Below are 23600 nucleotides of genomic sequence, written 5' to 3'. Positions count from 1 at the left end.
GTGGCGGTTTACTGCTGGATCTCCTGGTCGGTGAACAGATCGCTGAAGAGCATGCTCGACAGATAGCGCTCGCCGGAGTCCGGCAGCACCACGACAATGGTCTTGCCCTGCATTTCCGGGGTTTCCGCCAGGCGTACGGCCACAGCCATGGCCGCGCCACAGGAAATGCCGCAAAGGATCCCCTCCTCCTGCATCAGCCGCAGGGCCATGGCCTTGGACTCGTCGTCCGTGACCAGCTCGACCCGGTCGACCAGCGACAGGTCGAGGTTCTTCGGCACGAAACCGGCGCCGATGCCCTGGATCTTGTGGGGCGACGGCTTGACCTCCTGTCCGGCCAGGGTCTGGGTGATCACCGGCGACGATACCGGTTCCACCGCCACCGACAGGATCGGCTTGCCCTGGGTCAGCTTGATATAGCGCGACACACCGCTGATGGTGCCGCCGGTGCCCACGCCCGCCACCAGCACGTCGACCGCGCCATCGGTGTCATTCCAGATTTCCGGGCCGGTGGTTTTCTCGTGGATCGCCGGGTTCGCCGGGTTGTCGAACTGCGCCGGCATGAAGTACCGGGCCGGATCGCCGTTGACGATCTCGGTGGCCTTCTCGATCGCGCCCTTCATGCCCTTGGCCGGCTCGGTCAGCACCAGTTCGGCCCCCAGGGCCTTGAGCACCTTGCGCCGCTCGATGCTCATGGACGAGGGCATGGTCAGCAGCAGCTTGTAGCCGCGGGCGGCGGCGACAAAGGCCAGGCCGATCCCGGTATTGCCCGAGGTCGGCTCGACGATGGTCATGCCCGGCTTGAGCCGGCCGCTGCTTTCGGCGTCCCAGATCATGTTCGCGCCGATCCGGCACTTCACCGAATACCCCGGGTTGCGCCCTTCGATCTTGGCCAGGATGGTCACACCGCGAGGGGCGATGCGGTTGATCTGAACCAGGGGCGTATTACCGATGGAATGGGCGTTGTCGGCGAAAATACGGCTCATGACGGGGTCCTTTGGGCAACGGTGAGTTGGCTTTCAAGGGTATGCCCCGGGATGTCGGGCGTCCAGTCATGGCGAACGTATAGCGCTGCCGGGGGTCCATCGCCTATAGACAGCCTTCGGGGCACGCCGATGAAACGTCGTTACAGCTGGCCGTTGTGGAGCCTGGCAGGCCTGGTCCTGCTGCTGGTGGTGCTGGACCTGGCCCTGCCTTACCTGGTGCGCCACTACCTGAATGAAAAACTCGCGGACATGGGCGATTACCGTGGCCAGGTGACCGATGTCGACCTGGCCTTGTGGCGCGGCGCCTACCGGATCAACGGGCTGCAGATCGTCAAGGTCAGCGGCAAAGTGCCCGTGCCCTTCGTCAAGGCGCCGCTGATCGATCTGTCGGTCAGCTGGAAATCCCTGTGGGACAACCACGCGGTGGTGGCCGAGGTGCAGTTCGTCAAGCCGGAGCTGAACTTCGTCGACGGTGGCGCCAATAACCGCCAGGCGTCCCAGACCGGCCAGGGCACCGACTGGCGGGCACAACTGGGCAAGCTGCTGCCCATCACCCTCAACGAGGTGCGGATCGACGACGGGCGCATCACCTTCCGCAACTTCAACTCGCAGCCGGCGGTCAACCTGCAGGCCACGCAGGTCAATGCCAGCCTCTACAACCTGACCAATGTGGTCGACCTCGAAGGGCGCCGCGATGCCCGTTTCGAAGGCAAGGCCCAATTGTTCGGCCAGGCGCCCCTGCAGACCAGCGCCACCTTCGACCCGCTGAGCAACTTCGAGGACTTCGAGTTCCGCCTGCGGGCCACCGGCATCGAGTTACGGCGTGTCAACGATTTCGCCTCGGCCTACGGCAAGTTCGATTTCAACGGCGGCAGCGGTGATGTCGTGATCGAGGCCCAGGCCCGCAAGGGCCAGCTCACCGGCTATATCAAGCCGCTGTTGCACGATGTCGAGGTGTTCGACTGGCAACAGGACGTCGAGAACCAGAACAAGAGCATCCTGCGTTCGGTATGGGAAGCCATTGTCGGGGCCGGCGAAACCGTGCTGAAAAACCAGAAGAAAAACCAGTTCGCCACCCGGGTTGAACTCAGCGGCAACGTTCACCAGCAAGATATCAGCGCGTTCCAGGCGTTTTTGCAGATATTGCGCAACGGTTTCATCCAGGCCTTCAATGCCCGCTATGAACAGCCCAAACCGTCCAGCGATCCGAAGAGCTGACCGGGTCAGGATGTGACGCTCCATTCAGAGACTGAATAAGCCGTCTGCGTTCACACTCGACCGGGCACCGCGTTATAGTCGGGCATGGGATTTTCCCGCCGCCCTGTCCGCCAGGCCGGCGTTACCGTTCGAGGAATGACAGATGAAGTTCGAAGGCACCCAGGCCTACGTCGCCACCGATGATCTGAAGCTGGCCGTCAACGCCGCAATTACCCTGGAGCGTCCGCTGCTGGTCAAGGGCGAGCCCGGGACCGGCAAGACCATGCTCGCCGAGCAATTGGCCGAGTCCTTCGGCGCCAAGCTGATCACCTGGCACATCAAGTCCACCACCAAGGCCCACCAGGGCCTCTACGAGTACGACGCGGTCAGCCGCCTGCGCGACTCGCAGCTGGGCGTGGACAAGGTCCACGACGTGCGCAACTACCTGAAGAAGGGCAAGCTCTGGGAAGCCTTCGAATCCGATGAACGGGTGATCCTGCTGATCGACGAGATCGACAAGGCCGACATCGAGTTCCCCAACGACCTGCTGCAAGAACTCGACAAGATGGAGTTCTACGTCTACGAGATCGATGAAACCATCAAGGCCAGGAAGCGCCCGATCATCATCATTACTTCCAACAATGAAAAGGAACTGCCGGACGCCTTCCTGCGCCGCTGCTTCTTCCATTACATCGCGTTCCCGGATCGCAACACGCTGCAGAAGATCGTCGACGTGCATTACCCGGACATCAAGAAAGACCTGGTCAGCGAAGCCCTCGATGTATTCTTCGACGTGCGCAAGGTGCCGGGCCTGAAGAAGAAGCCTTCGACCTCGGAACTGGTGGACTGGTTGAAACTGCTGATGGCCGACAACATCGGCGAAGCGGTCCTGCGCGAGCGCGATCCGACCAAGGCCATCCCGCCACTGGCCGGTGCCCTGGTGAAGAACGAGCAGGACGTGCAACTGCTCGAACGCCTGGCGTTCATGAGCCGTCGTGGCACCCGCTAGGCTCTGTCCGAAAGCTGCCTGCGCGTCGATCAGGCTGCGTTAAAAACAGGCTCGGAATGCTCATTTAGTGGGCTAAAGTCGAGCGCGACCCCGGCCGTTCCTCGCCTGTTTTTGCCTTGCCTGATCGTCGCTCGGCGAGCTTTCAAACAGACCCTCCAGTTTATCCGAGGCGATTGCCATGCTGCTCAACCTGTTCAATGAAATGCGCGCGGCCAAGGTTCCGGTTTCGGTGCGTGAATTGCTCGACCTGATCAACGCGCTGAAACAGCGCGTGACCTTCGCCGACATGGACGAGTTCTACTATCTGGCCCGGGCGATCCTGGTCAAGGACGAACGCCATTTCGACAAGTTCGACCGGGCATTCGGCGCCTATTTCAACGGCCTGGAAAAACTCGACGATCACCTTCAGGCGCTGATTCCCGAAGACTGGTTGCGCAAGGAATTCGAACGTTCGCTGAGCGACGAAGAACGCGCGCAGATCCAGTCCCTCGGCGGCCTCGACAAGCTGATCGAGGAGTTCAAGAAGCGCCTGGAAGAACAGAAGGAACGTCACGCCGGTGGCAACAAGTGGATCGGCACCGGCGGCACCAGCCCGTTCGGCTCCGGCGGCTTCAATCCGGAAGGCATCCGCGTCGGCGATGCCGGCAAGCGCCAGGGCAAGGCGGTCAAGGTCTGGGACCAGCGCGAGTACAAGAACCTCGACGACCAGGTCGAACTGGGCACGCGCAATATCAAGGTGGCCCTGCGCCGCCTGCGCAAGTTCGCCCGCCAGGGCGCGGCGGAAGAGCTGGATATCGATGGCACCATCGACCACACCGCCCGCGACGCCGGCCTGCTGAACATCCAGATGCGCCCGGAGCGGCGCAACACCATCAAGCTGTTGTTGCTGTTCGATATCGGCGGCTCGATGGATGCCCATGTGAAGATCTGCGAGGAGCTGTTCTCGGCCTGCAAGACCGAGTTCAAGCACCTGGAGTACTTCTACTTCCACAATTTCGTTTATGAATCGGTGTGGAAGAACAACCTGCGCCGGGGTTCGGAGCGGACCTCGACCCAGGACCTGCTGCACAAGTACGGTGCCGACTACAAGGTGATCTTTGTCGGTGACGCGGCGATGGCCCCGTATGAAATCACCCAGGCCGGCGGCAGCGTCGAGCACTGGAACGAAGAACCGGGTTATGTGTGGATGCAGCGGTTCATGGAGAAGTACAAGAAGCTTATCTGGATCAACCCGTATCCGAAGGATACCTGGGGTTATACGGCATCGACCAATATCGTCCGGGACCTGATCGAGGACCAGATGTACCCGCTGACCCTGCGCGGGCTGGAAGAAGGGATGCGGTTTCTTTCCAAATGATGTGGGCCTTCGCGGGCCCCTTCGCGATTGTATTGATCGTTCCCACGCTCCGCGTGGGAATGCAGCCCGTGACGCTCCGCGTCACAAAAGCGGACGCAGAGCGTCCAGAGGGGCATTCCCACGCGGAGCATGGGAACGATCAGCGGCTCCTTTGGGCCCTACGCAAACCTGCGCATGAACTCGACCTGCTGCCGATGGGCGCTTTCCTGCACCGTCGGCGCCAGTCTTACCTGTGTCCCCGGCAGGCATTGCGCCAACCGCGCCAACGACAGCGGCGTCAACGCGCCCAGGCGTGGATAACCGCCGATGGTCTGCCGATCATTGAGCAGGACGATTGGCTGTCCGTCCGGCGGCACCTGGATCGCCCCCAGGGGTATGCCCTCGGAAATCATCGGCTCGCCCTGGTACTTCAACTCCGGCCCCAGCAGCCGAATGCCCATGCGATCGGCACGGCTGTCGAGGGTCCAGGCGCTGTTGAACGCATCGAACAGGCTTTGCCCGCTGAACTCGCCAATCTGCGCACCCAGTACCACCTGCAACGGCGCCCTGGCGTGGAAGTCGGGAATCTGCGCCGTCGGCAGTACTCGCGGTGCCACCGCCGCGCCCGGATAACTCAGGCTGCCGCCCTTCTGCAAGGGCCGGCCCAGTCCGTCAAGGCCCCCCAGTTCCTCGCGCACCACGCAGGCGCTGCTGCCCAGCACCCTGGGCGCATCGAAACCACCCGGGGCCGCCAGATAGGCACGGGCACCGAGCAAGGGCTGGGTGAACTGCAACCGTTGTCCCTTGTTCAGGACAAAGCTGCGCCAGGGCGCCAGGGCCTGGCCATCCACTTGCGCGCCCAGGTCGGCGCCGGCCAGGGCCAGGCAGCAGGTTTCCATGGCCAGCAGCGTGACGCCGCCGAGGGTGACTTCCACTACCGGCGCATCCACCGGGTTACCCAGCAGGCGATTGGCCCAGGACATCGATACCCAGTCCAGGGCACCGCCCTGGGTGACCCCGAGATGGCGCACGCCGAACCGTCCGCGGTCCTGCAGCAGGCACAGCGGCGTGCTGGCCTCGATCAACAGATGGCTCATGCCAGGGCCTCCAGCGGCGTGTCGTCGCCACCCAACTTGATGAACTCGGCGTGGTCGACCGCGGCAAACCGCACAGTATCGCCCGGCTGCATCAGGCTGTAACCGTCGCGCTCGCGGTCGAACAGTTTACTCGGGGTGCGCCCGATCAGGTTCCAGCCGCCCGGTGACACCACCGGGTAGGCGGCGGTCTGCCGCTCGGCGATACCGACGCTGCCCGCCGCGACTTTCTTGCGCGGCGTATTCAGGCGCGGGGCCGCCAGGGGCTCCTCCACCAGCCCCATGAAGGCGAACCCCGGGGCAAAGCCCAGGGCGAACACCTGGTACTCGCGCTCGCTGTGACGGCGGATCACGTCACTGATCGACCAACCGCTGCGTTCGGCCAGCAGGCTCAACTCCGGACCGACACTCGGGTCGTACCAGACCGGCAGCACATGGCACTGGCCGGCAGCACGGGCATTCGGCGCCAGACCGTTCAGGGCCTCGGCGATCAGTTCCCGGGCCTGGCCCGGACTCAGGGTCATCAGGTCGTAGTGCACCATCAAGGTCGTGTAGGACGGCACCAGGTCGATCAGGTGCCCGGCAAACGCGTGACGCAGACGCTCGCTGGCGGCAAGCATCCACGGCATGTTTTCTTCGGCGATCGCATCGAACAGGCGCACCATCAGGCAGTCGATCGCCACCACTTCAATCCGTGGCTTCATGGAATCGACTGCCGGTCCAGGGCCTCGCGAATGCGCTGCACGGCCTCCACCGAACTGGCGTTGTCGCCATGCACGCAGAGGGTGTTGGCCTGCAGGCGCAGGGCGCTGCCATCGCTGGCGACCAGGGCGTCGCCACGGGCGATGGTCAGGGCCTGCTCGACGATACGTTCCGGTTCGTGATGCACCGCTCCCGGCAGTTGCCGGGAAACCAGGCGCCCGGCGCTGTCATAGGCGCGGTCGGCGAAAGCTTCGAACCACAGGGTCACGCCGTACTCGTCGCCCAGCGCCTGGGCCACGCTGTTGTCGCGCATCGCCAGCAGCATCAGCGGCAATTCGCGGTCATAGGCGGCAATCGCCTGGATCACCGAACGCAGCTGTTCGGGGTTGGCCATCATGTCGTTGTACATCGCCCCATGGGGTTTGACATAGCTGACCCGCGCGCCCTGGGCCCGGCAGATACCGTCCAGCGCGCCGATCTGGTAGTGCAGCAGGTCCTTGATTTCCTGGGGGGTGCAGGCCATGGAACGACGACCGAAGCCGACCAGGTCCGGATACGCCGGATGGGCGCCGATCCGCACATCGTTGGCCAGGGCCAGGGTGACGGTCTTGCGCATGATGCTCGGATCCCCCGCGTGATAACCGCAGGCGACGTTGGCGCAATCGATGAACGGCATGACTTGCGCATCCAGACCCATGGTCCAGTTGCCATAGCTTTCACCGATATCGCAATTCAGTAACAGGCGGCTCACGGTAGGTGCTCCTGTGGGCTTTTTATCGACTTGATTCAGGGCGCAGTACCCGCGCCCCACAGATTACTGCGCTTCGAGTTGCTTGCCACGGGTTTCCGGCAGGCTCAGGGCCGCGAGAATCACCACGCCGTAGGACACGGCGGCAAAGGCGCCGATCCCCACGCTCAACGGCACCGTCTGGCTGAGCAGGCCGATCAGCAGGGGAAACAGCGCGGCCAGCGCGCGGCCGATGTTGTAGCAGAAGCCCTGGCCCGAACCGCGGATACGGGTTGGAAACAGTTCGGTGAGAAACGAGCCCATGCCGCTGAAGATCCCCGAGGCGAAGAAACCCAGCGGGAAGCCCAGCCACAACATCACTTCGTTGCTGACCTGCAACTGGGTATAGAGCAGGACGATGGTGAAGGAGCCGACGGCAAACAGGATGAAGTTCTTCTTGCGCCCCAGCAGGTCGGTCAGATAGGCGCTGATCACGTAGCCGACATAGGAGCCGATGATCACCATCGCCAGATAGCCGCCCGTGCCCAGCACGCTCAAGCCGCGCTCGTTCTTCAGGAAGGTCGGCAGCCAGGAGGTGATGGCGTAGTAACCGCCCAGGGCACCGGTGGTCAGCAAGGACGCACGGACAGTGATGCTGAGCATCCCCGGGGCGAAGATCTCGTAGAAACGCGCCGGGTTGCTCGGTACTTCCCTGGCCTTGGCCTGGCGATAGATTTCCGGGTCCTTGACCAGCCGGCGGACGAAGATCACGAAGATCGCCGGCACGATGCCCAGCAGGAACAGCGCCCGCCAGGCGTCTTCCGGCGGCAGCCAGGAAAACAGCAGGGCATACAGGATCGCTGTCAGCCCCCAGCCCAGGGCCCAGCCGGATTGCACCATGCCCACCGCCTTGCCGCGATCCTGGGCGCGGATCACCTCGCCCATCAGCACCGCGCCGGCGGTCCACTCGCCGCCGAAGCCGAAGCCCATGAGGGTCCGCGCCACCAGCAACTGGTTGTAGTTCTGCGCGAAACCGCAGAGAAAGGTAAAAAAGGCGAACCAGAGTACCGTCAACTGCAGGGTGCGCACCCGGCCGATGCGGTCGGAGAGGATCCCGGCGATCCAGCCTCCGAGGGCCGAGGCGATCAGGGTGCTGGTGGAGATCAGCCCGGCCTGGCCGGTGGTGATACCCCACAGGGCGATCAGCGTCGGGATGACAAAGCTGAGCATCTGGGTGTCCATGCCGTCGAGGCCATAGCCGATCTTGCAACTCCAGAACGTCCGACGTTCCTGCTGATTGATATGGCGATACCAGGCGAACGGACCGGGTGGTCCCTCGGGCTTGGCAACATCCAGCGAGTCGGGCGTACTCATGGGGGAAATTCTCCACAGCAAACTTATTGGTATTGTTCTGGCGGCCGGCGACGCTTATCGTGATTCACCGGTCGAGGGCCATTTTTGGTTGCACCCGCCCTCTGCGTCCAACTAATAAAAGCCGTCCCCAGGCATAAGAAAAAGTTGATTGCATGAATCTCAAGTTTCTCGAAACCTTCGTCTGGGTCGCCCGGCTCAAGAGCTTTCGCCTGACCGCGGACAAGCTGTTCACCACCCAGGCCTCCATCTCCAGCCGGATCGCGGTGCTCGAAAGCGAGCTCGGGGTCAAACTGTTCCTGCGCGATTCACGGGGTGTCAGCCTGACTCCCGAAGGGCTCAAGGTGCTCGATTATGCCGAGCAGATGATCGACACCATGCAGGCCCTCAAGCACTCCATCGAGATCAGTTCGACCAAGGTCGGGCGTATGCGCATCGGGGTCATGGACTCGGTGATCCACACCTGGCTCAGTCCCCTGGTGGCGGAAATGATGGACCGTTTTCCCCTGGTGGAAATCGAGCTGGTGGCCGATACCGCGCTGAACCTCTGCGATCAGCTGCAAAAAGGCTTTCTCGACCTGATCCTGCAGACCGACCTGCTGCGTCAGGAGTCCATCCGCAGCCTGGAACTGGCGAGTTACCCGATGGGCTGGGTGGTGGCCAGCAACTCGATCTACAACCGCGAGTACGCGAGCCTGGCGCAGATCGCCCGGGAACGCATCGTGACCTTCTCCAAGAACTCCCGGCCGCACCAGGAAATCCTCGGCCTGATGCAGACCCACGGGGTCCCGGCGCCACGCCTGAACTGCGTGAACTCGGTGTCGGCGATTACCCGGCTGATTCGCGATGGCTTCGGTATCGGCGCTTTCCCGCCGGCACTGGTCAGCGAGGAACTGGCGCGGGGCGAGTTGACCCTGCTGGCGCTGGAAGTGCGCCCGCCGAACCTGGAAGTGGTGGTGTCCTGGCGGGTCGGCGTGGAGTTGGTGGAGGAGATTGTCGCGCTGTGCCGCAAGGTCCTGCACAGCTATGCCAGCAAGGTCGGGGAACAGTACGTGGTGCTGAGCAAGGCCTAGCTCTTGTGGGAGCGGGCTTGCCCGCGAAGAAGCCCTTGGATCTTGTGTCGATCTTGCGGACGCCATCGCCGGCAAGCCGGCTCCCACAGATGGATCAGGTCCATCCCCAGCGACCGGGCGGTTACCAGCCCCGCTCCCGCCGCGCCAGGCGCTCACGCTGGCGCTTGCCGCCGAGCACGACCCAATCCACCAGCCGGAAGAAACCTTCGATGACGAAGGAGAACAGCAGCGCCGCGCCCATGGCCCAGCCGATCGCTTCCGGCGACAGCAGCACCTGGTAGGTGTAGCCCTGCAGGGTTTCCTGGCGAATCGCCGGGTCCGCCGCATACGCCACCTGCAACGCGCGCTTGTACCAGGGGCCCTGCATCGCCTGGAACTGGTCATCGAGCAGGCGCTGGCGGTTGAGCAAGGTGCCGAGGCTGTCGGCATCGCTGCGGAAGACCGGGTCGTCACTGGCGCGATAGTGCGCCACCAGCGCCTGCAGGTCGCCCTTGAAGAACTGCTCGGCAGTCTTCTGGAAGCCCTGCAGCCCGGTCTGCGCCTCGATCAGATGCGCCTCGACGCGCTTGGCGTAGTCGTTGATGAAGCCCGGCACCTGGACGCCGATCAGCAGCCCCAGGGTAAACAGTATCAACCGCAGGTAACTCAACCACATAACGGACGTCCTTATTCAGTCTGGCCCTGGCTGACGCATTCGCCGCGCCGCCACAGGCTCCATTGGCCCGGTTCGTAACGGGTCCAGGTTTCGTTTTCGGTCAGGGGTTCGGTGGCGATCACCGTGACCACGTCGTTGGGGGTGGTTTCGGCCTGGAAGTCGACGATCACATCGACATCCTTCAGCCGTGCCGGGCCAAAGGGCGCGCGGCGGGTGATCTGCGCCAGCTTGGTCGAGCAATAGCAGAACAGCCAGTCGCCGTCGCTGAGCAGGCAGTTGAACACACCCTTGCCGCGATACTCGGCACAGGCCTGGACCAGCGACGGCAGCAGCTCTTCCACCTCCACCGGCTCGGGAAAGGCCTGGCGCACGCGGTTGAGCAGGTCGCAGAAGGCCGCTTCGCTGTCGGTATCGCCGACCGGACGATAAAAACTGCCCGGCGGCTGGAAATCCGCCAGCTGGCCGTTATGGGCGAAACACCAGTTGCGCCCCCACAGTTCACGGACAAAAGGATGGGTGTTGGACAGGCAGACCTTGCCGACATTGGCCTGGCGGATATGGCCGATCACCACTTCGCTCTTGATCGGGTAACGCTGCACCAGTTGCGCCACTTCCGACTCGCAGCTCGCGGCCGGGTCCTGGAACAGGCGCAGCCCGCGACCTTCGTAGAAACCGATGCCCCAGCCGTCGCGGTGGGGACCGGTACGTCCGCCGCGCTGCATCAGCCCGGTAAAGCTGAAAACGATATCGGTCGGCACATTGGCGCTCATGCCCAACAATTCACACATGCTCGGACTCTCGCTTCAATGCAGGAACACGCTTACAAACGCGGCTCGACCCGTGGACGACCGGCAGCGGCGGGAGGCGGCGGACGACGCGGGCGCTCCTGGCGATCCGGCGTGGCGAAAGGCTGGTCATCCGCCTCGACTTCAGCACGAGCCGCGGCGGCGGCGGCTTCCGACTGCAGCTTGCGGGCCTTGCTGGAGCGTTCGATCGGCCAGCGGATCAGCACGAAGACCGCATACACGCCAAGGGCGATGATCAGGTACATGAACAGATCGGAGACCGCGCGCCAGGCGTTGTTGCCGACCTTGAACAACAGGTCGAGGGCAGTGATCGCGACCGCCGGGGCGAAACGTTCTTTCACCGGATCGAGGATGGTCGGGCTGAACAGCAGCACCGCCCCCACCAGGCGCAGCGGTTCGCGCAACCAGCGCCAGGTCCAGCGGGTCAGGCGAAACCACACCAACAGGCAGCCCAAGGCGGCAAAGGCGTAACAACCCCAGGCGATCAGATAGTCGTTCTCGGTCATGGTGTCCATGGCATGGCTGGCAAGTCGGGTAGGGACGGGCCATTACTGGCCCATCCCCCCCTAAGAACCGTGCGTGCGCCTTTCAACGCACACGGCTCAAGTCTTTAGAAAGCTTCATTACGAAGCCGGCTCTTTCACATTAGCCCCACGACTGTGGAGTTGGTGATGACAAACTGGATGCAATAGTACCCGGTTATCCAAGGTGTCTCCACCGCCTTGGGAGCGGTAGATTACGTGATGATCGTGCCATCCCGTTTCCTTGGTGATCGCCTGTCGACATATCTGACACAGCCCTTTCTGTCGTTTATAGAGGGTAAGAATCTGACGGCGGTACTTCAGCTTCTTGAGCATTCGTCCCATCCGTAGTTTCTCGCCTTCCTCCTCCATCGAGGGGTCAAAAGGATTGTATTCCCCTTTGATTTTCCTGTGTCGCTCAATGGCCGTTCCAGCGACCTGGTACAGAGCTGCCTCCCGTTTCTCTCCCTTCTCATCTGTCAGTAAGGTGGCAAACACCCAGTTTCTGTTTCCGATTTTCCGGAAGTACTTCTCCCGAATCCAGATTAGAGACTTATTCGGGTGTCGCCGCTTAGCCCATCGCCAGAGAGCATGGAACAGCAGGTTATCCATACGTGTGTACGTCTGCTTAGCTACAACTGGCTGGTGATACAGCGCCCAGCCTCGCAAGATTGGGTTAAGCAGTCGAATCAGATTTTCCTGCTTTGCCATCTTGTTAGCATCGATAACCTCCTTCACCTTGCGATAGAACGCTGCGACATTCTTCTTGCTCGGTTTGATCAGTAACTTCCCGTCATACTTGCGGAAGTTCCATCCCAGGAAGTCAAAGCCTTTTTCGATGTGGACGATGCGCGTTTTCTCGGCTGAAAGCTGTAACCCGCGAACCGCCAGGAACTGCTCCACCCAAGGTCTGATCTCGGATTCCAGTACTTCTTTCGAAACCCCTGTGATCACAAAGTCATCCGCATATCGCACCACATTGATTTTCAGTTTTCGTGCTCTAGTTACGCCCAGATGCCGCTTGAGCTGTGTTTCTAGACCATCGAGAACCAAATTCGCCAGTGTGGGAGAAATGATACCTCCCTGTGGCGTTCCGGCATTCGTTGCTTGTAGCTGCCCCTTGTGTACTACACCAGCCTTCAACCACTTCCTTAGGATCATCCTGTCCATAGGGACATTCCTGATCATCCAGTCGTGGTTGATATGGTCAAAGCAACCAAGTATGTCCGCCTCCAAAATCCATTGGGCCGAGACCCTCTTGGACAAGGTTACAAACAACTGACTCATTGCATCCGCCGTCGAGCGCTCCATCCTGAAGCCGTAGCTATTTGGATCACCCGTGGTTTCCGCAACTGGTGCCAAGGCAAGCAGGTGTAGTGCCTGCATTGCTCGGTCAGTCATAGTGGGAATGCCCAAAGGGCGCTCCTTACCATTGGCTTTAGGGATAAACACCCGCTTTAACGGTAATGGTTTATACCCATGGCGCTTCAGCTCCTTTGCTGCTCTCCATTTAGCGTCAGGTTTACTCCAGAGTACACGGTCGACTCCCGCCGTTCGTTTACCCTGATTCTCGGTCACTCGCCTTACTGCGAGACATCTGGCCGAGTGTGAACGGGTCAGCATCCGTTGCAGGGCTTTCACCCTTCGCCATCTACCTTCCCTACAAGCCTTCGCAATCCGTACCTGCATCGCCCGAACATACCGCTGAACAAGACACCAATTGATTTCATGCCATTGTTGCGGAGCGCCGGAAGGCGCAGGCACTAGCTTATCGCTGTACTCTTTCATGCTGCCTTCCTCTCGATTGACCCGAATGGAAGACGTGCACACCCCCTGACGGGGTGTGCACCCCGCCAGGGTCGATTTTTGGATCCCCAGTATCTGGATCCCAAGGGTTATTGAGACGGACTCACTCAGTGTTCATGCGATAAAAGACCACGCAGAAGTCTGCCCGGTTTCCCGTGGGGTAATGTCCCAACCCCTATCTGAGCTATTACAGCCCAGCTTTCGCTTTTTCTGCGATCCCATACCCGCACAGCCAATAGATCCCCTCACGGTTCACCTGCCCGAAGGCAGCTATACGGGTTTACCACGTTCCCTGCCTGTCACACGACTGGGTTAGGGCCCGCCTTTTCACCGGTGGTCTGATGACGACGTACCCCCTGTCTCAACGGAAGTATCCGACCACATGCCTTTTGGCTCGAGCCTCTCATCAGCTTTGGCTCGTTCATAATTACGGCGTTTATCAGCGGTTCACTTACATTACCCATACCAGCCAGCCTAGCGTCTCAACCCAGTGCTGCTCCGGATTGTCTGCGCGCTACCTCGCGATAACACGCTCCCTTACGGGGACCACGTTGTCGGAAGAGCTTCACACCCCACCGTTACCAGTGACGCATGTCTTCCTAGGCTATCGTTGGTCGTACAACGAGTCCGCTACGAGCTTGCGAGCAAGATCGTTGGACCATGACAGACGGAGCTTTTGCCCATGTCTTCGGTTCAGATGAGAGTCAGGACTGCTTCCGCAGCTAACTCATTGAAGTGTTTCCTCCTGTTGCATTGGCAGGAGAAAACCCCAGCGGGGATTTTCTCCCGCGCGGGTTAAGCCCAGATAGGGCTGATGTTTAACATGCGCTTACTGGCCAAAAATACCGGCACAGGAATCGAGCTGCGAAGCGCTTATCGACCTAGGGTTTTTGTCACCGCCGCTGCGGCAAGTCCTTGAAGACAATGGACTTCTATATGGTTTTGTTTTCCACGAGGATGGTTACTCGGGTGTCGGGTTCGTGTATCGGAACCCCCTCAAGATGACCTTACACCATGAGGCTTCGAAGACACGTTACGCGTGTCGCACTGAGAGGCTTATGATAACGGCTTTTCGCCGGCCCGGCTGCACCGCCGTCAGCGATCCTCAAGATAGAGAGTTGCCCATGTCCCGCAAAGCCACCGTCAGCACTGCCCCGATTGCCCGTACAGGCCCGGGCCCGGATCCCTATGCCTGGTTGCAGGAGCGCGACAGCGAGGCGGTGCTCGACTACCTCAAGGCCGAAAACAGCTACCAGGAAGCGCAGTTGGCCGACCAGGCCGGGCTGCGTGAAAGCCTGTTCCAGGAGATCAAGGGGCGGATTCTCGAGACCGACCTGTCGCTGCCCTCGCCCTGGGGTCCGTTTCTCTACTACACCCGCACCACCGCCGGTGACGAGTACGCCCGCCACTATCGCTGCCCGCGCCCGGCCGATGACAGCCTGACGGTGGACGAAAGCGCCGAGGAGCTGTTGCTCGATCCCAACGTGCTGGCCAATGGCGGCTTCTTTTCCCTCGGCACCTTCAGCATCAGCCCGGACCACCAGCGCCTGGCCTACAGCCTCGACACCACCGGCGAGGAGGTCTACCAGCTGTACGTCAAGGAACTGGCCAGCGGCAACCTGATCGAATTGCCGTTCGAGGACTGCGACGGCAGCATGACCTGGGCCAACGACAGCCGCACGCTGTTCTTCGGCGAACTGGACGACACCCACCGCCCGCACAAGCTGTATCGCCATCGACTCGGTGAACAGGGTGCCGAAGCCGTGCTGCACGAGCCTGACGGACGGTTTTTCCTGCATTGCTATCGCACCAGCTCCGAACGGCAACTGGTGGTGCTGCTCAACAGCAAGACCACCAGCGAAGCCTGGGTGCTCGACGCCAATACGCCGGACCGGGCCTTCACCTGCCTGGCGCCCAGGGTCGAAGGCCATGAGTATTTCGTCGACCACGGCCAGTACCAGGATCAGTGGCGCTGGTTTATCCGCAGCAACCAGGACGGCATCAACTTCGCCCTGTTCCAGGCCGCGGACGACGGCGTTCCCCGTCGCGAAGACTGGCAACGGCTGATCCCGCACAATGACAAGGTGATGCTCGAAGGCCTGACCCTGAATGCCCAGGCCCTGTGCCTGAGCCTGCGTGAAGGCGGCCTGCCGATCATCGAGGTGCACCCCAAGGGGCTGCCGGCCTACCGCGTGCAATTGCCGGATGCCGCCTACAGCCTCTACGTGCAGGACAGCCTGGAGTTCAACAGCGACAGGATCCGCCTGCGCTACGAAGCCCTCAATCGCCCGGCCCAGGTCCGCCAGTTGAACCTCGCCAGCGGCGAGCAGCAGGTGCTGAAGCAAACCCCGGTGCTCGGCCCGTTCGATGCCGACGCCTACGTCAGCCAGCGCCTGTGGGCGACCGCGCCGGACGGCACGCAGGTGCCGATCAGCCTGGTGGTCAAGCGCGAATTGCTCGGCCAGGCCACCCCGCTCTACCTCTATGGCTATGGTGCCTATGGCGAAAGCCTCGACCCGTGGTTCTCCCATGCCCGCCTGAGCCTGCTGGAGCGCGGCGTGGCCTTTGCCATCGCCCATGTGCGCGGCGGCGGCGAACTGGGCGAGGCCTGGTATCGCGCCGGCAAGCAGGAACACAAGCAGAACACCTTCAGCGACTTTATCGCCTGCGCCGAACACCTGATCGCCGAGGGCCTGACCACCTCCCGGCAACTGGTGATCAGCGGTGGCAGCGCCGGCGGCCTGTTGATCGGCGCCGTGCTCAACCAGCGTCCGGAGCTGTTCCAGGCGGCGATTGCCGAAGTGCCGTTCGTCGATGTGCTGAACACCATGCTCGACCCCGACCTGCCGTTGACCGTCACCGAATACGATGAGTGGGGCAATCCGCAGGAGCCCGAGGTGTACGCACGGATCAAGGCCTATGCGCCCTACGAGAACGTCAGCGCCCAGGCCTATCCGGCGACACTGGTGATTGCCGGCTACAACGACAGCCGCGTGCAGTACTGGGAAGCGGCCAAGTGGGTGGCAAGATTACGGGCCACCCGCACCGATGAGCATCTACTCTTGCTCAAGACCGAACTGGGCGCCGGCCATGGCGGCATGAGCGGGCGTTACCAGGGATTACGTGACGTAGCGCTCGAATATGGCTTTGTCTTCAAGGTTCTCGGCATTGCCTGAGGAACTCTGCCCGACGGCCTTGTCTTAACTCTGGGCCGCCGGGCCTCGAACCCCGGAAAGAACAAGCAACAAGAACAGATCGTGGACCATGCCAGAACCGACCTTACTGAATAACGAAATTCGCGACATGCTGATGGATTGCGGCCTGTTCAACCAACTGCTGCCGGCGGACTGCCAGGCGGCGGCCGGCTATTTCAGCATCAGCACCATTGGCAAGGGCGAGGCCATCTTCCACGAGGGCGATGCCGGCACGTTCATGTGCATCATCCATTACGGCAGCGTCAATGTGCAGAAGAACAATGACGCCGGCCAGCCCGTGGTGATTGCCACCCTGCGTGCCGGCCGGGCCTTCGGCGAGATGGCGGTGCTTGACGGCGAGCGGCGCTCGGCCAGTTGCGTCGCCGCCAGCGACTGCCAGTTGTTGAACCTGGGCAAGGACTCCCTGGAAAAAATGCTCAACGACGCGCCGAAGATCGCCGCCAAGATCATTCGCGCCATCGCCATCGCGCTGTCGAAACGCCTGCGCATGGCCGATGGGCAGTTGCTCTCGCAGCAGATCTAGCTGGAGATCGGCTTGGCCTTGTCGTTCTTGTCGTTCTGCTCCAGGCCCGGCAGCGTCTGGTCCCTGGGGGGTGACGGCAATTCGATGCTCGGCAGCGGCTCGCCGGGCTTGGGTGGCGTACGCGGCGTGACTTGCGGGTAAGGCGTGGGGGTCGCCGTGCCGGGGGAGCCCGGGGTCGGGGTCACCGGTACCGGCGACAGCTCTTCGGCCTGCACCGCGGTAAAGGTCAGCGCGGACAGGACAATGGCCGTTAGAATGGTGCCCTTGATCATAAAATAATGCTCTTGATCATGAAAATAGTGCCTTTGATCATAAAATAATGCCTTTCAATAGAATCGCGCCTTTTATCCAATAGCGGCGCCGTCACACCGATCCGTCTGTTATCAGGCTACTCGCAACGCGACCATTTTGCCCTCCTCAATGAGATTTCCATGAAACGTTTCGTTCTGCTCGACACCACACCGATTCCCGAAAACGGCGGTGCCCTGTGCCTGTTCGAGTATGGCGAGGACTTCGTGATCAAGATCCAGGGCGGCGACGGTGGGCAGTTGATGAACACCCGCATGCACGGCTCCGAGGATGCCCTGGCCGAGATCCCCTGCCGCAAGGTCGCCGGCCGGCCGCAGTCGCGGGTGCTGATCGGCGGCCTGGGCATGGGCTTTACCCTGGCCTCGGCGCTCAAGCACCTGGGCAAGACGGCCGAGGTTGTGGTCGCCGAACTGGTACCGGGTGTGATCGAGTGGAACCGCGGCCCGCTCGGTGAAAAAGCCGGCAGGCCGCTGGCCGATCCACGCACGGTGATCCGCCTGGAAGACGTGGCCAAGGTGCTGCAGGCCGAGCCCAATGGCTTCGACGCGATCATGCTCGATGTCGACAACGGCCCCGAAGGCCTGACCCAGAAAGCCAACAGCTGGCTCTACTCGGCAGGTGGCCTGAGCGCCTGCGCCAAGGCCCTGCGGCCCAAGGGCGTGCTGGCCGTGTGGTCGGCCAGTGCCGACAGCCATTTCTCCGACAAACTGCGCAAGGCCGGCTTCAAGGCCGAAGAAGTCCAGGTCTATGCCCACGGCAACAAGGGCACGCGCCACACCATCTGGATCGCCGAGAAGCTCAAGAACTGAGCTAAACTTTGCCGCATAACCGTCATTAACCCATTCGACAAGGTGAACCCATGAGTTCGGCCAACCCACCCTCCCATACCGCCAAGCTGGACCGCATTCTTGCCGATGCGAAACGCGATAAAGAGATGGGCTATCGCGACAAGGCGCTGAAAATGTACCCGCACGTCTGCGGCCGTTGCGCCCGCGAATTTTCCGGCAAGCGCCTGAGCGAGCTGACCGTGCATCACCGCGACCACAACCATGACAACAACCCGCAGGACGGTTCCAACTGGGAACTGCTCTGCCTGTTCTGCCATGACAACGAACACTCGCGCTACACCGACCAGCAGTACTTCGGCGACAGCTCCCTAAGCAGCCCGAAGATCGCCAAGGCCACCCACAACCCGTTCGCCGCCCTGGCCGGGTTGATGAAGAAAGACGAGTAAGCCGTTATCGGGCTACACCGTAAAGCGCTGCACCAGCACGCTCAGGTCGCCCCCCAGGCGCGACAGCTCGAGACTTGCCGCCGCCGTGCGTGCAGTCGACTGTGCCGACTCGTCGGCGATATCGCGTACGCGGGCCAGGTTGCCGCTGATCTGCTCGCAGGCGCGAGTCTGCTGCTCGGCGGCCGTGGCAATCTGCGAGTTCATCGACTGGATCAGTGAAGCGGACTGGCGAATTTCACTGAGCACACCACCGGCCTCGCGCGCCAGGGTCACACTGGACTGGCTCATATGCTGGCTCTGGCGCATGATCGCCGTGGCCTGCTCGGTACCGCCGTGCAGGGCCGCGATCAGCTCCTCGATCTCCTCGGTGGAACGCTGGGTGCGCTGGGCCAATGCCCGCACCTCATCGGCAACCACCGCAAACCCTCGCCCCGCCTCGCCGGCACGCGCCGCTTCGATGGCCGCGTTGAGCGCCAGCAGATTGGTCTGCTCGGCTACCTCGCGAATCACCCCGAAAACGCCACCGATACGCTCGCCGTCAGCACGCAGGCGCTCCATGGCCTCGGCGGAGCGGTCGACATTGAGCACCAAGGCTTCAAAATGCTCGATCGCCTGGCTGACCACGCGATTGCCTTCGACACTGCGATGCTCGGCTGCCTGCGCCGCCTCCGAGGCCTGCTGGGCATTGCGGGCCACCTGCTGGGCGCTGGCAACCATGGAGATCATCGCGCCAGCCACCTCTTCGGTCTGCTCACGCTGCTGGGCAACACCCGCGCTGCTGCGGGCGGTGACAGTCGAAAGGCCTTCGGCGGCCCCGGTCAGCTGTCGCGTGCCGTCCCCGATACGTCCGATCAACTGACGCAGATGCCCGGCCATTTCGCGCATGGCGCCCATCATCTGCCCGATCTCGTCGCGCAGGTGGCTTTCCAGGTTACCGGTCAAATCACCCGCGGCGATCTGCCGGGCCAGGGCCAGTGTGCGTTTGAGCGGCGGCACGATCTGCCGGGTCATCACCCAGGCCGACAACATCCCCAGCAACAATGCCAGCAACCCCGCCACCAGCAGCTCACCGAGGGCCATCCGGACATCGTGGCCACGACCTTCCAGTTGCCGCTGATAGACCGCCGCGCTCAAGCGCTGCAAATCCACGGCCTGAGCCAGCATCGCCTGCTTGGCCTGCTGGCTCTTGAGCACGCTGTCGTGAAAGTCCACGACCCGGTCCTGGTAGATCACCGCCGCTTGCAAGGCGCCCAGCAACGCGGTTTGCAGATCATCACCGGGCAGTTGTCCATACAGATCGTTGCCCTGTACCCGGATCCGGTCGGCAATCTGCGCAACGCGCAACTGCGCCTCGGGCTGGGGATCGGCGATATACAAGCGCACCTGGTCACGCAATTGCGCCATCAGCCATTGCAGTTCGGCTACCGATTGGGCCTGATCGACGGTGACCCCCGGGTCGCGGCGCATCTGCTCGAACAGTTGGGTGCGCAGACTCGTCAAATGGTCGGAGATATTCTCCATCACCGGCACCATGGCACTTTCCGCCGTGCGCGCCTGGCTTCGCGCCGCGACGAACTCGGCAAAACTCTGCTGGTAGGCCCGGGCCACCTCGCGGATTTGCCCCAGGACCGGTTGCGCATCGCTTTCCAGGCTCAGTTGCAGTTTGTCGACCCCGCCATACAACGCCTGCATCTGCCCGGCATACGCGTCGACGGCCGTGCCCTGCCCGGTGCGGTCGAATTCGTTTTCCTGCAAGCGCACAGCGGCGATCTGGGTATCCAGCGACACGCTGTCCACCAACGCTTCGCTACGCATCGTCAATTGCCCGATGCTGTACCAGGCGATCCCCGTCAGCAATGCCGTGAGCAGCAGCACAATGCCGAATCCCAGCGTCAACTTGCGACGCACCGAAGCCTCCAGCAACCAGCCGGTGATCATCACGCACTCTCCTGTGAGGCCACTACCCGGCCGAGGCAACGCGCCAGAGACCTCGGGACGCCTTGAGATGGCCGGCATTTTAAATCGATCGATCTAAAATACAAGGTGAAGATTTTTTCCATGGGTTGTAATTTAAAGCGCCATCCAGACTCGACTAGGCAAAGTGCCATTATTGATGGCCACCCGTCTCTTGTTCCTGCACCGAGATCTCGTTCGATGAAGCTGAACCAATGGATTCAAAACCTGCTGGGCCCACGCAACCCGACACATGAATCGAGTGCCGACCAGGAGCTGTTGTCCAGCCTGCTGGTGATGGCCTGGGTGGTGGAGGCGCGCGATCCCTATACCGGTGGGCATCTGTGGCGGGTGGCGCAGTTCTGCGAACTGCTGGCGCAAAAGGCCGGCTTTGCAGCCGGGGAAGTGGCGCGGATTGCCCTCGGCGGTTTTGTCCATGACCTGGGCAAGGTCGGCATTCCCGACGCGGTGCTGCGCAAGGCCGGGCCCTTGAGCGACGAAGAGTACGCGGTGATCAAGACCCACCCCGACATCGGCTATCGGCTGCTGCATGCCCATCCGCTGGCGACGCTGGTCGAGGACGCCGTGCGCCTGCACCACGAGATGCCCGACGGCCGGGGTTATCCGCTGGGACTCAAGGCCGGCGAGATTCCGCACCTGGCAAGCATCGTCGGCATCTGCGACGCCTTCGATGCCATGACCAGTACCCGCCCCTATCGCGCCGGCATGCCGCAGGAGCAGGCGCTGCAGATCATCGGCAAGCACCTGGGAACGCAGTTCGACGCGCACTTCGGGGCATTGTTCATCCAGCTCGGGGAATCAGGGGCGCTGAGCCCGATCATCGGGCATACCGACCAGGGCATTCCCCTGCGCCATTGCGGCATGTGCGGGCCGACCGTGGTGCTCAGGCGCGCGCACCGCGCGGGCGATCATGTGTTCTGCGGCAATTGCGGCGCCGACTACCTGCTGCAACAGCAGGAACCGGGAAGCGCGCTGGCATTGCAGGCCACCGGTGGCGCCGGCAGCGCGCAGGACCTCAGTCCCCAGGCCGACATCGAGTTGATCGGACAGCTGGTCCGGCAGCAATTCGCCCAGGCGCTGTAAGCCCCATGCCTGCAACCAGGACGGGCTATTTCAACAAGGCGAAGAGCGGGCGCACCAGCCCCTCCAGCAGTGCCCGTTCGGGTCTGGAGCGGGCCAGCACCCGCAGCCCCATCAGCACGCCCAGGCACAGGCGCGCCAGATCGTCCGCCGACTGCGCCGCATCGATGCTGCCCTGGGCCTGGCCGGCACGGATACAGCGCAGGAAAAAGTCCTCCATCCCCTCCTGGACCTTGGCCAGCAGCGCCTTGAACTCCGGATCGTGGGGCGCCACCTCCAGGGCCGCGTTGACGATAAAACAGCCCTTGTGCTCAGGGTCGCTCAGCGAGCGCTCGATGATTTCGTCGAAGAACGCCAGCACCGCTTCGCGGGGCGGCAACTGTTGCTCCAGACGCGCGGAACGCTCGCAGAAACCGTTCTGGATGTAATGATCGAGCGCCCGGCCGAACAGCGCACGCTTGTCGCCGTAGGCGTTGTACAGGCTGGCCCCGGTGATGCCCATGGCCTGCGCCAGGTCCCGCACCGAGGTCGCCTCGTAGCCACGGATCCAGAAGCAGCGGATCGCCGCCTCCAGTGCACGGGCCTCGTCAAATTCTCTTGGTCGCGCCATAACTCACACATTGATTCAAATTGAAGTCGAACGGCGATTGTCACACACCCGGGTTTCGATCTATTTTATAACACTCGATCTAAAACTTCAGCCTGGACCTTCGCCATGATCCGTTTCTTTTTCCACCCGACCCCCAATCCGGCCAAAGTCGCCCTGTTTCTTGAAGAAACGGCGCTGCCCTACGAAGTGGTCCCCGTCGATACCAGCAAGGGCGAGCAGCACAGCCCGGAGTTCCTGGCGATCAACCCCAATGGCAAGGTACCGGCCATCGTCGATACCGAAGGTGCGGACGGTCGCGAAGTACGGGTGTTCGACTCGAACGCGATCCTGCTGTACCTGAGTGAAAAGACCGGGCTGCTCGGTGGCGATCCCGCTGATCGCGGCGAACTGCTGTCGTGGATGATGTTTATCGGCACCGGCCTCGGGCCGTTTTCCGGCCAGGCGGTGCACTTCCAGCATTCGGCCCCGGAGAGTCTTCCGTACGCCATCAACCGCTATCGCCGCGAAGCCGAGCGGCACTACCGGGTGCTGGACCGGCATCTGGCCGGGCGCAGCCATATCGTCGGGGACAGCTACTCGATTGCCGATATCTCGGCCTGGGGCTGGATCGACCGGGCGTCGCGCGTGCTGAAGGGCGAAGAGTCGCCACTGGCGGCCTACCCCCATCTGTCCGCCTGGTTCCAGCGTATCGATGCCCGCCCGGCCGTGGCCCGTGCCCGCCAGGTCGGCAAGAGCCATGCCTTCAAGCAGGTCAACGACGAACAAACCCGACGGGCGCTGTTCCCTTCGAACTATCCCGACACCACGGCCTGACGGAGATGCCGGTATAATCGCGTCTTTTTCCTGGAAGGCACCCGGCTCGTGGCAAACAAAAGGTACAGCTGCATTGGTTTGTATAACCCCAAGTCACCGGAAAACGTCGGTTCGGTGATGCGTGCAGCTGGCTGCTACGGCGTGGCCTCGGTGTTCTATACCGGCAAGCGCTATGAGCGGGCCCGGGACTTCGTCACCGACACCAAGAAGGTCCACCAGGACATTCCGCTGATCGGCATCGACGACCTGAAGAAGATCCTGCCCCTGGGCTGCATCCCGGTGGCCGTCGAGCTGGTGGAAGGCGCCCGCTCGCTGCCGGAGTACACCCACCCGGACCGCGCGCTGTACATCTTCGGCCCGGAAGACGGCTCGCTGGACAAGGAAATCCGCGACTGGTGCGAGGATGTGGTGTACATCCCCACCACCGGTTGCATGAACCTCGCCGCCACCGTCAACGTGGTGCTCTACGACCGCCTGGCCAAGGGCAACAACACCCGCTCGGGCCCCAAGTTCTGAGATTGTCGGAACCCGCACGGCCGCCCGCAGTCTGCAGTCTATCCAT

23 protein-coding genes and 1 pseudogene are annotated in these 23600 nt (G+C 62.2%); 11 read left to right on the top strand and 13 right to left on the bottom strand.

All coding sequences use genetic code 11. The features are described from left to right. Positions 1 to 8: 8 nt before the first annotated feature. Positions 9 to 983 carry a cysteine synthase A gene (cysK, locus tag ACL9RJ_RS27060; RefSeq protein WP_017124539.1) on the bottom strand — a complete coding sequence of 325 codons (975 nt, stop codon included), beginning with the start codon at positions 981 to 983 and terminating at the stop codon, positions 9 to 11. 129 nt (positions 984 to 1112) lie between these two features. Between cysK and ACL9RJ_RS27055 the strand changes: the two genes are divergently transcribed. The 3 genes from ACL9RJ_RS27055 (at position 1113) to ACL9RJ_RS27045 (ending at position 4546) form a co-directional block, all read left to right on the top strand. Continuing rightward, the gene (locus ACL9RJ_RS27055; protein ID WP_017124540.1) at positions 1113 to 2201 is read left to right on the top strand and encodes a DUF748 domain-containing protein; all 1089 of its coding nucleotides are present in this window, start codon (positions 1113 to 1115) and stop codon (positions 2199 to 2201) included. A 142-nt stretch (positions 2202 to 2343) separates the two neighbouring features. Then, a complete protein-coding gene (locus tag ACL9RJ_RS27050) occupies positions 2344 to 3189 on the top strand; it encodes an AAA family ATPase (protein WP_017124541.1) in 846 nt (281 codons plus the stop codon). A gap of 178 nt (positions 3190 to 3367) precedes the next feature. After that, positions 3368 to 4546: a vWA domain-containing protein gene (locus tag ACL9RJ_RS27045; protein ID WP_017124542.1), complete on the top strand. Its 1179-nt coding sequence runs from the start codon at positions 3368 to 3370 to the stop codon at positions 4544 to 4546. A gap of 158 nt (positions 4547 to 4704) precedes the next feature. Here the strand turns inward: ACL9RJ_RS27045 and ACL9RJ_RS27040 are convergent, their stop codons facing one another. The 4 genes from ACL9RJ_RS27040 to ACL9RJ_RS27025 form a co-directional block, all read right to left on the bottom strand. Continuing rightward, a complete protein-coding gene (locus ACL9RJ_RS27040; protein WP_017124543.1) occupies positions 4705 to 5622 on the bottom strand; it encodes a biotin-dependent carboxyltransferase family protein in 918 nt (305 codons plus the stop codon). Continuing rightward, positions 5619 to 6323, bottom strand: coding sequence for a 5-oxoprolinase subunit B family protein (locus ACL9RJ_RS27035; protein WP_017124544.1), 705 nt, complete (start codon positions 6321 to 6323; stop codon positions 5619 to 5621). Before ACL9RJ_RS27035 ends, ACL9RJ_RS27040 begins: the two co-directional genes overlap by 4 nt. Continuing rightward, positions 6320 to 7072, bottom strand: a complete 753-nt coding sequence (locus tag ACL9RJ_RS27030; protein WP_017124545.1) for a 5-oxoprolinase subunit PxpA — start codon at positions 7070 to 7072, stop codon at positions 6320 to 6322. Before ACL9RJ_RS27030 ends, ACL9RJ_RS27035 begins: the two co-directional genes overlap by 4 nt. 63 nt (positions 7073 to 7135) lie before the next feature. Next, entirely contained in the window at positions 7136 to 8422 is a 1287-nt protein-coding gene (locus ACL9RJ_RS27025; RefSeq protein WP_017124546.1) for an MFS transporter, read from the bottom strand. A gap of 152 nt (positions 8423 to 8574) precedes the next feature. Here ACL9RJ_RS27025 and ACL9RJ_RS27020 point away from each other — a divergent pair, with 152 nt between their 5' ends. Beyond that, positions 8575 to 9492 (top strand): LysR family transcriptional regulator, encoded by a 918-nt coding sequence (locus ACL9RJ_RS27020; protein WP_017124547.1) that lies wholly within the window; start codon positions 8575 to 8577, stop codon positions 9490 to 9492. A 121-nt stretch (positions 9493 to 9613) separates the two neighbouring features. Here the strand turns inward: ACL9RJ_RS27020 and ACL9RJ_RS27015 are convergent, their stop codons facing one another. The 4 genes from ACL9RJ_RS27015 to ltrA form a co-directional block, all read right to left on the bottom strand. Beyond that, positions 9614 to 10147: a DUF2937 family protein gene (locus ACL9RJ_RS27015; protein ID WP_017124548.1), complete on the bottom strand. Its 534-nt coding sequence runs from the start codon at positions 10145 to 10147 to the stop codon at positions 9614 to 9616. 11 nt (positions 10148 to 10158) lie between these two features. Further along, on the bottom strand, positions 10159 to 10935 hold the full coding sequence (locus ACL9RJ_RS27010; protein WP_042934646.1) for a class II glutamine amidotransferase: 777 nt from the start codon (positions 10933 to 10935) through the stop codon (positions 10159 to 10161). Between the two features lie 32 nt (positions 10936 to 10967). Further along, positions 10968 to 11468: a hypothetical protein gene (locus tag ACL9RJ_RS27005; RefSeq protein ID WP_042934647.1), complete on the bottom strand. Its 501-nt coding sequence runs from the start codon at positions 11466 to 11468 to the stop codon at positions 10968 to 10970. Positions 11469 to 11576: 108 nt separating this feature from the next. Continuing rightward, a complete protein-coding gene (gene ltrA / locus ACL9RJ_RS27000) occupies positions 11577 to 13262 on the bottom strand; it encodes a group II intron reverse transcriptase/maturase (RefSeq protein ID WP_042934648.1) in 1686 nt (561 codons plus the stop codon). A gap of 1142 nt (positions 13263 to 14404) precedes the next feature. Here ltrA and ACL9RJ_RS26995 point away from each other — a divergent pair. Beyond that, a complete protein-coding gene (locus ACL9RJ_RS26995; protein ID WP_178992302.1) occupies positions 14405 to 16456 on the top strand; it encodes a S9 family peptidase in 2052 nt (683 codons plus the stop codon). Between the two features lie 88 nt (positions 16457 to 16544). Then, positions 16545 to 17018 (top strand): cyclic nucleotide-binding domain-containing protein, encoded by a 474-nt coding sequence (locus ACL9RJ_RS26990; protein ID WP_017124553.1) that lies wholly within the window; start codon positions 16545 to 16547, stop codon positions 17016 to 17018. Here ACL9RJ_RS26990 and ACL9RJ_RS26985 read toward each other — a convergent pair. After that, on the bottom strand, positions 17015 to 17287 hold the full coding sequence (locus tag ACL9RJ_RS26985) for a hypothetical protein (RefSeq protein ID WP_042934670.1): 273 nt from the start codon (positions 17285 to 17287) through the stop codon (positions 17015 to 17017). The two genes, ACL9RJ_RS26990 and ACL9RJ_RS26985, sit on opposite strands and share 4 nt — an antisense overlap. 162 nt (positions 17288 to 17449) lie before the next feature. On the opposite strand from ACL9RJ_RS26985, the gene ACL9RJ_RS26980 reads away from it, so the two are divergent. Further along, on the top strand, positions 17450 to 18136 hold the full coding sequence (locus ACL9RJ_RS26980) for a spermidine synthase (RefSeq protein ID WP_178992303.1): 687 nt from the start codon (positions 17450 to 17452) through the stop codon (positions 18134 to 18136). A 50-nt stretch (positions 18137 to 18186) separates the two neighbouring features. Then, on the top strand, positions 18187 to 18561 hold the full coding sequence (locus ACL9RJ_RS26975; RefSeq protein ID WP_017124556.1) for a YajD family HNH nuclease: 375 nt from the start codon (positions 18187 to 18189) through the stop codon (positions 18559 to 18561). Between the two features lie 12 nt (positions 18562 to 18573). Here the strand turns inward: ACL9RJ_RS26975 and ACL9RJ_RS26970 are convergent, their stop codons facing one another. Further along, complete coding sequence (locus ACL9RJ_RS26970) at positions 18574 to 19287, bottom strand: methyl-accepting chemotaxis protein (RefSeq protein ID WP_422765850.1); 714 nt, start codon at positions 19285 to 19287, stop codon at positions 18574 to 18576. A gap of 141 nt (positions 19288 to 19428) precedes the next feature. Continuing rightward, positions 19429 to 20499: pseudogene (locus tag ACL9RJ_RS26965) on the bottom strand (methyl-accepting chemotaxis protein); the annotation flags it as partial. Positions 20500 to 20715: 216 nt separating this feature from the next. On the opposite strand from ACL9RJ_RS26965, the gene ACL9RJ_RS26960 reads away from it, so the two are divergent. After that, positions 20716 to 21618, top strand: coding sequence for an HD-GYP domain-containing protein (locus ACL9RJ_RS26960; RefSeq protein ID WP_017124558.1), 903 nt, complete (start codon positions 20716 to 20718; stop codon positions 21616 to 21618). A gap of 25 nt (positions 21619 to 21643) precedes the next feature. On the opposite strand, the gene ACL9RJ_RS26955 is transcribed toward ACL9RJ_RS26960, so the two are convergent. Next, complete coding sequence (locus ACL9RJ_RS26955; protein WP_017124559.1) at positions 21644 to 22225, bottom strand: TetR/AcrR family transcriptional regulator; 582 nt, start codon at positions 22223 to 22225, stop codon at positions 21644 to 21646. Positions 22226 to 22330: 105 nt separating this feature from the next. On the opposite strand from ACL9RJ_RS26955, the gene ACL9RJ_RS26950 reads away from it, so the two are divergent. Together ACL9RJ_RS26950 and ACL9RJ_RS26945 are read left to right on the top strand one after the other, a co-directional pair. Next, complete coding sequence (locus ACL9RJ_RS26950; protein WP_017124560.1) at positions 22331 to 23038, top strand: glutathione S-transferase family protein; 708 nt, start codon at positions 22331 to 22333, stop codon at positions 23036 to 23038. Between the two features lie 48 nt (positions 23039 to 23086). After that, positions 23087 to 23554: an RNA methyltransferase gene (locus ACL9RJ_RS26945; protein WP_095107241.1), complete on the top strand. Its 468-nt coding sequence runs from the start codon at positions 23087 to 23089 to the stop codon at positions 23552 to 23554. The last annotated feature ends 46 nt before the right edge of the window (positions 23555 to 23600 follow it).

The sequence above is a fragment of the Pseudomonas sp. Mn2068 genome, from assembly GCF_049319725.1.
GTDB classification, from domain to species: Bacteria; Pseudomonadota; Gammaproteobacteria; order Pseudomonadales; family Pseudomonadaceae; genus Aquipseudomonas; species Aquipseudomonas gingeri.
The sequence above is the reverse complement of the archived record's forward strand: the minus strand, read 5'-3'. Positions and strand labels throughout refer to the sequence as shown.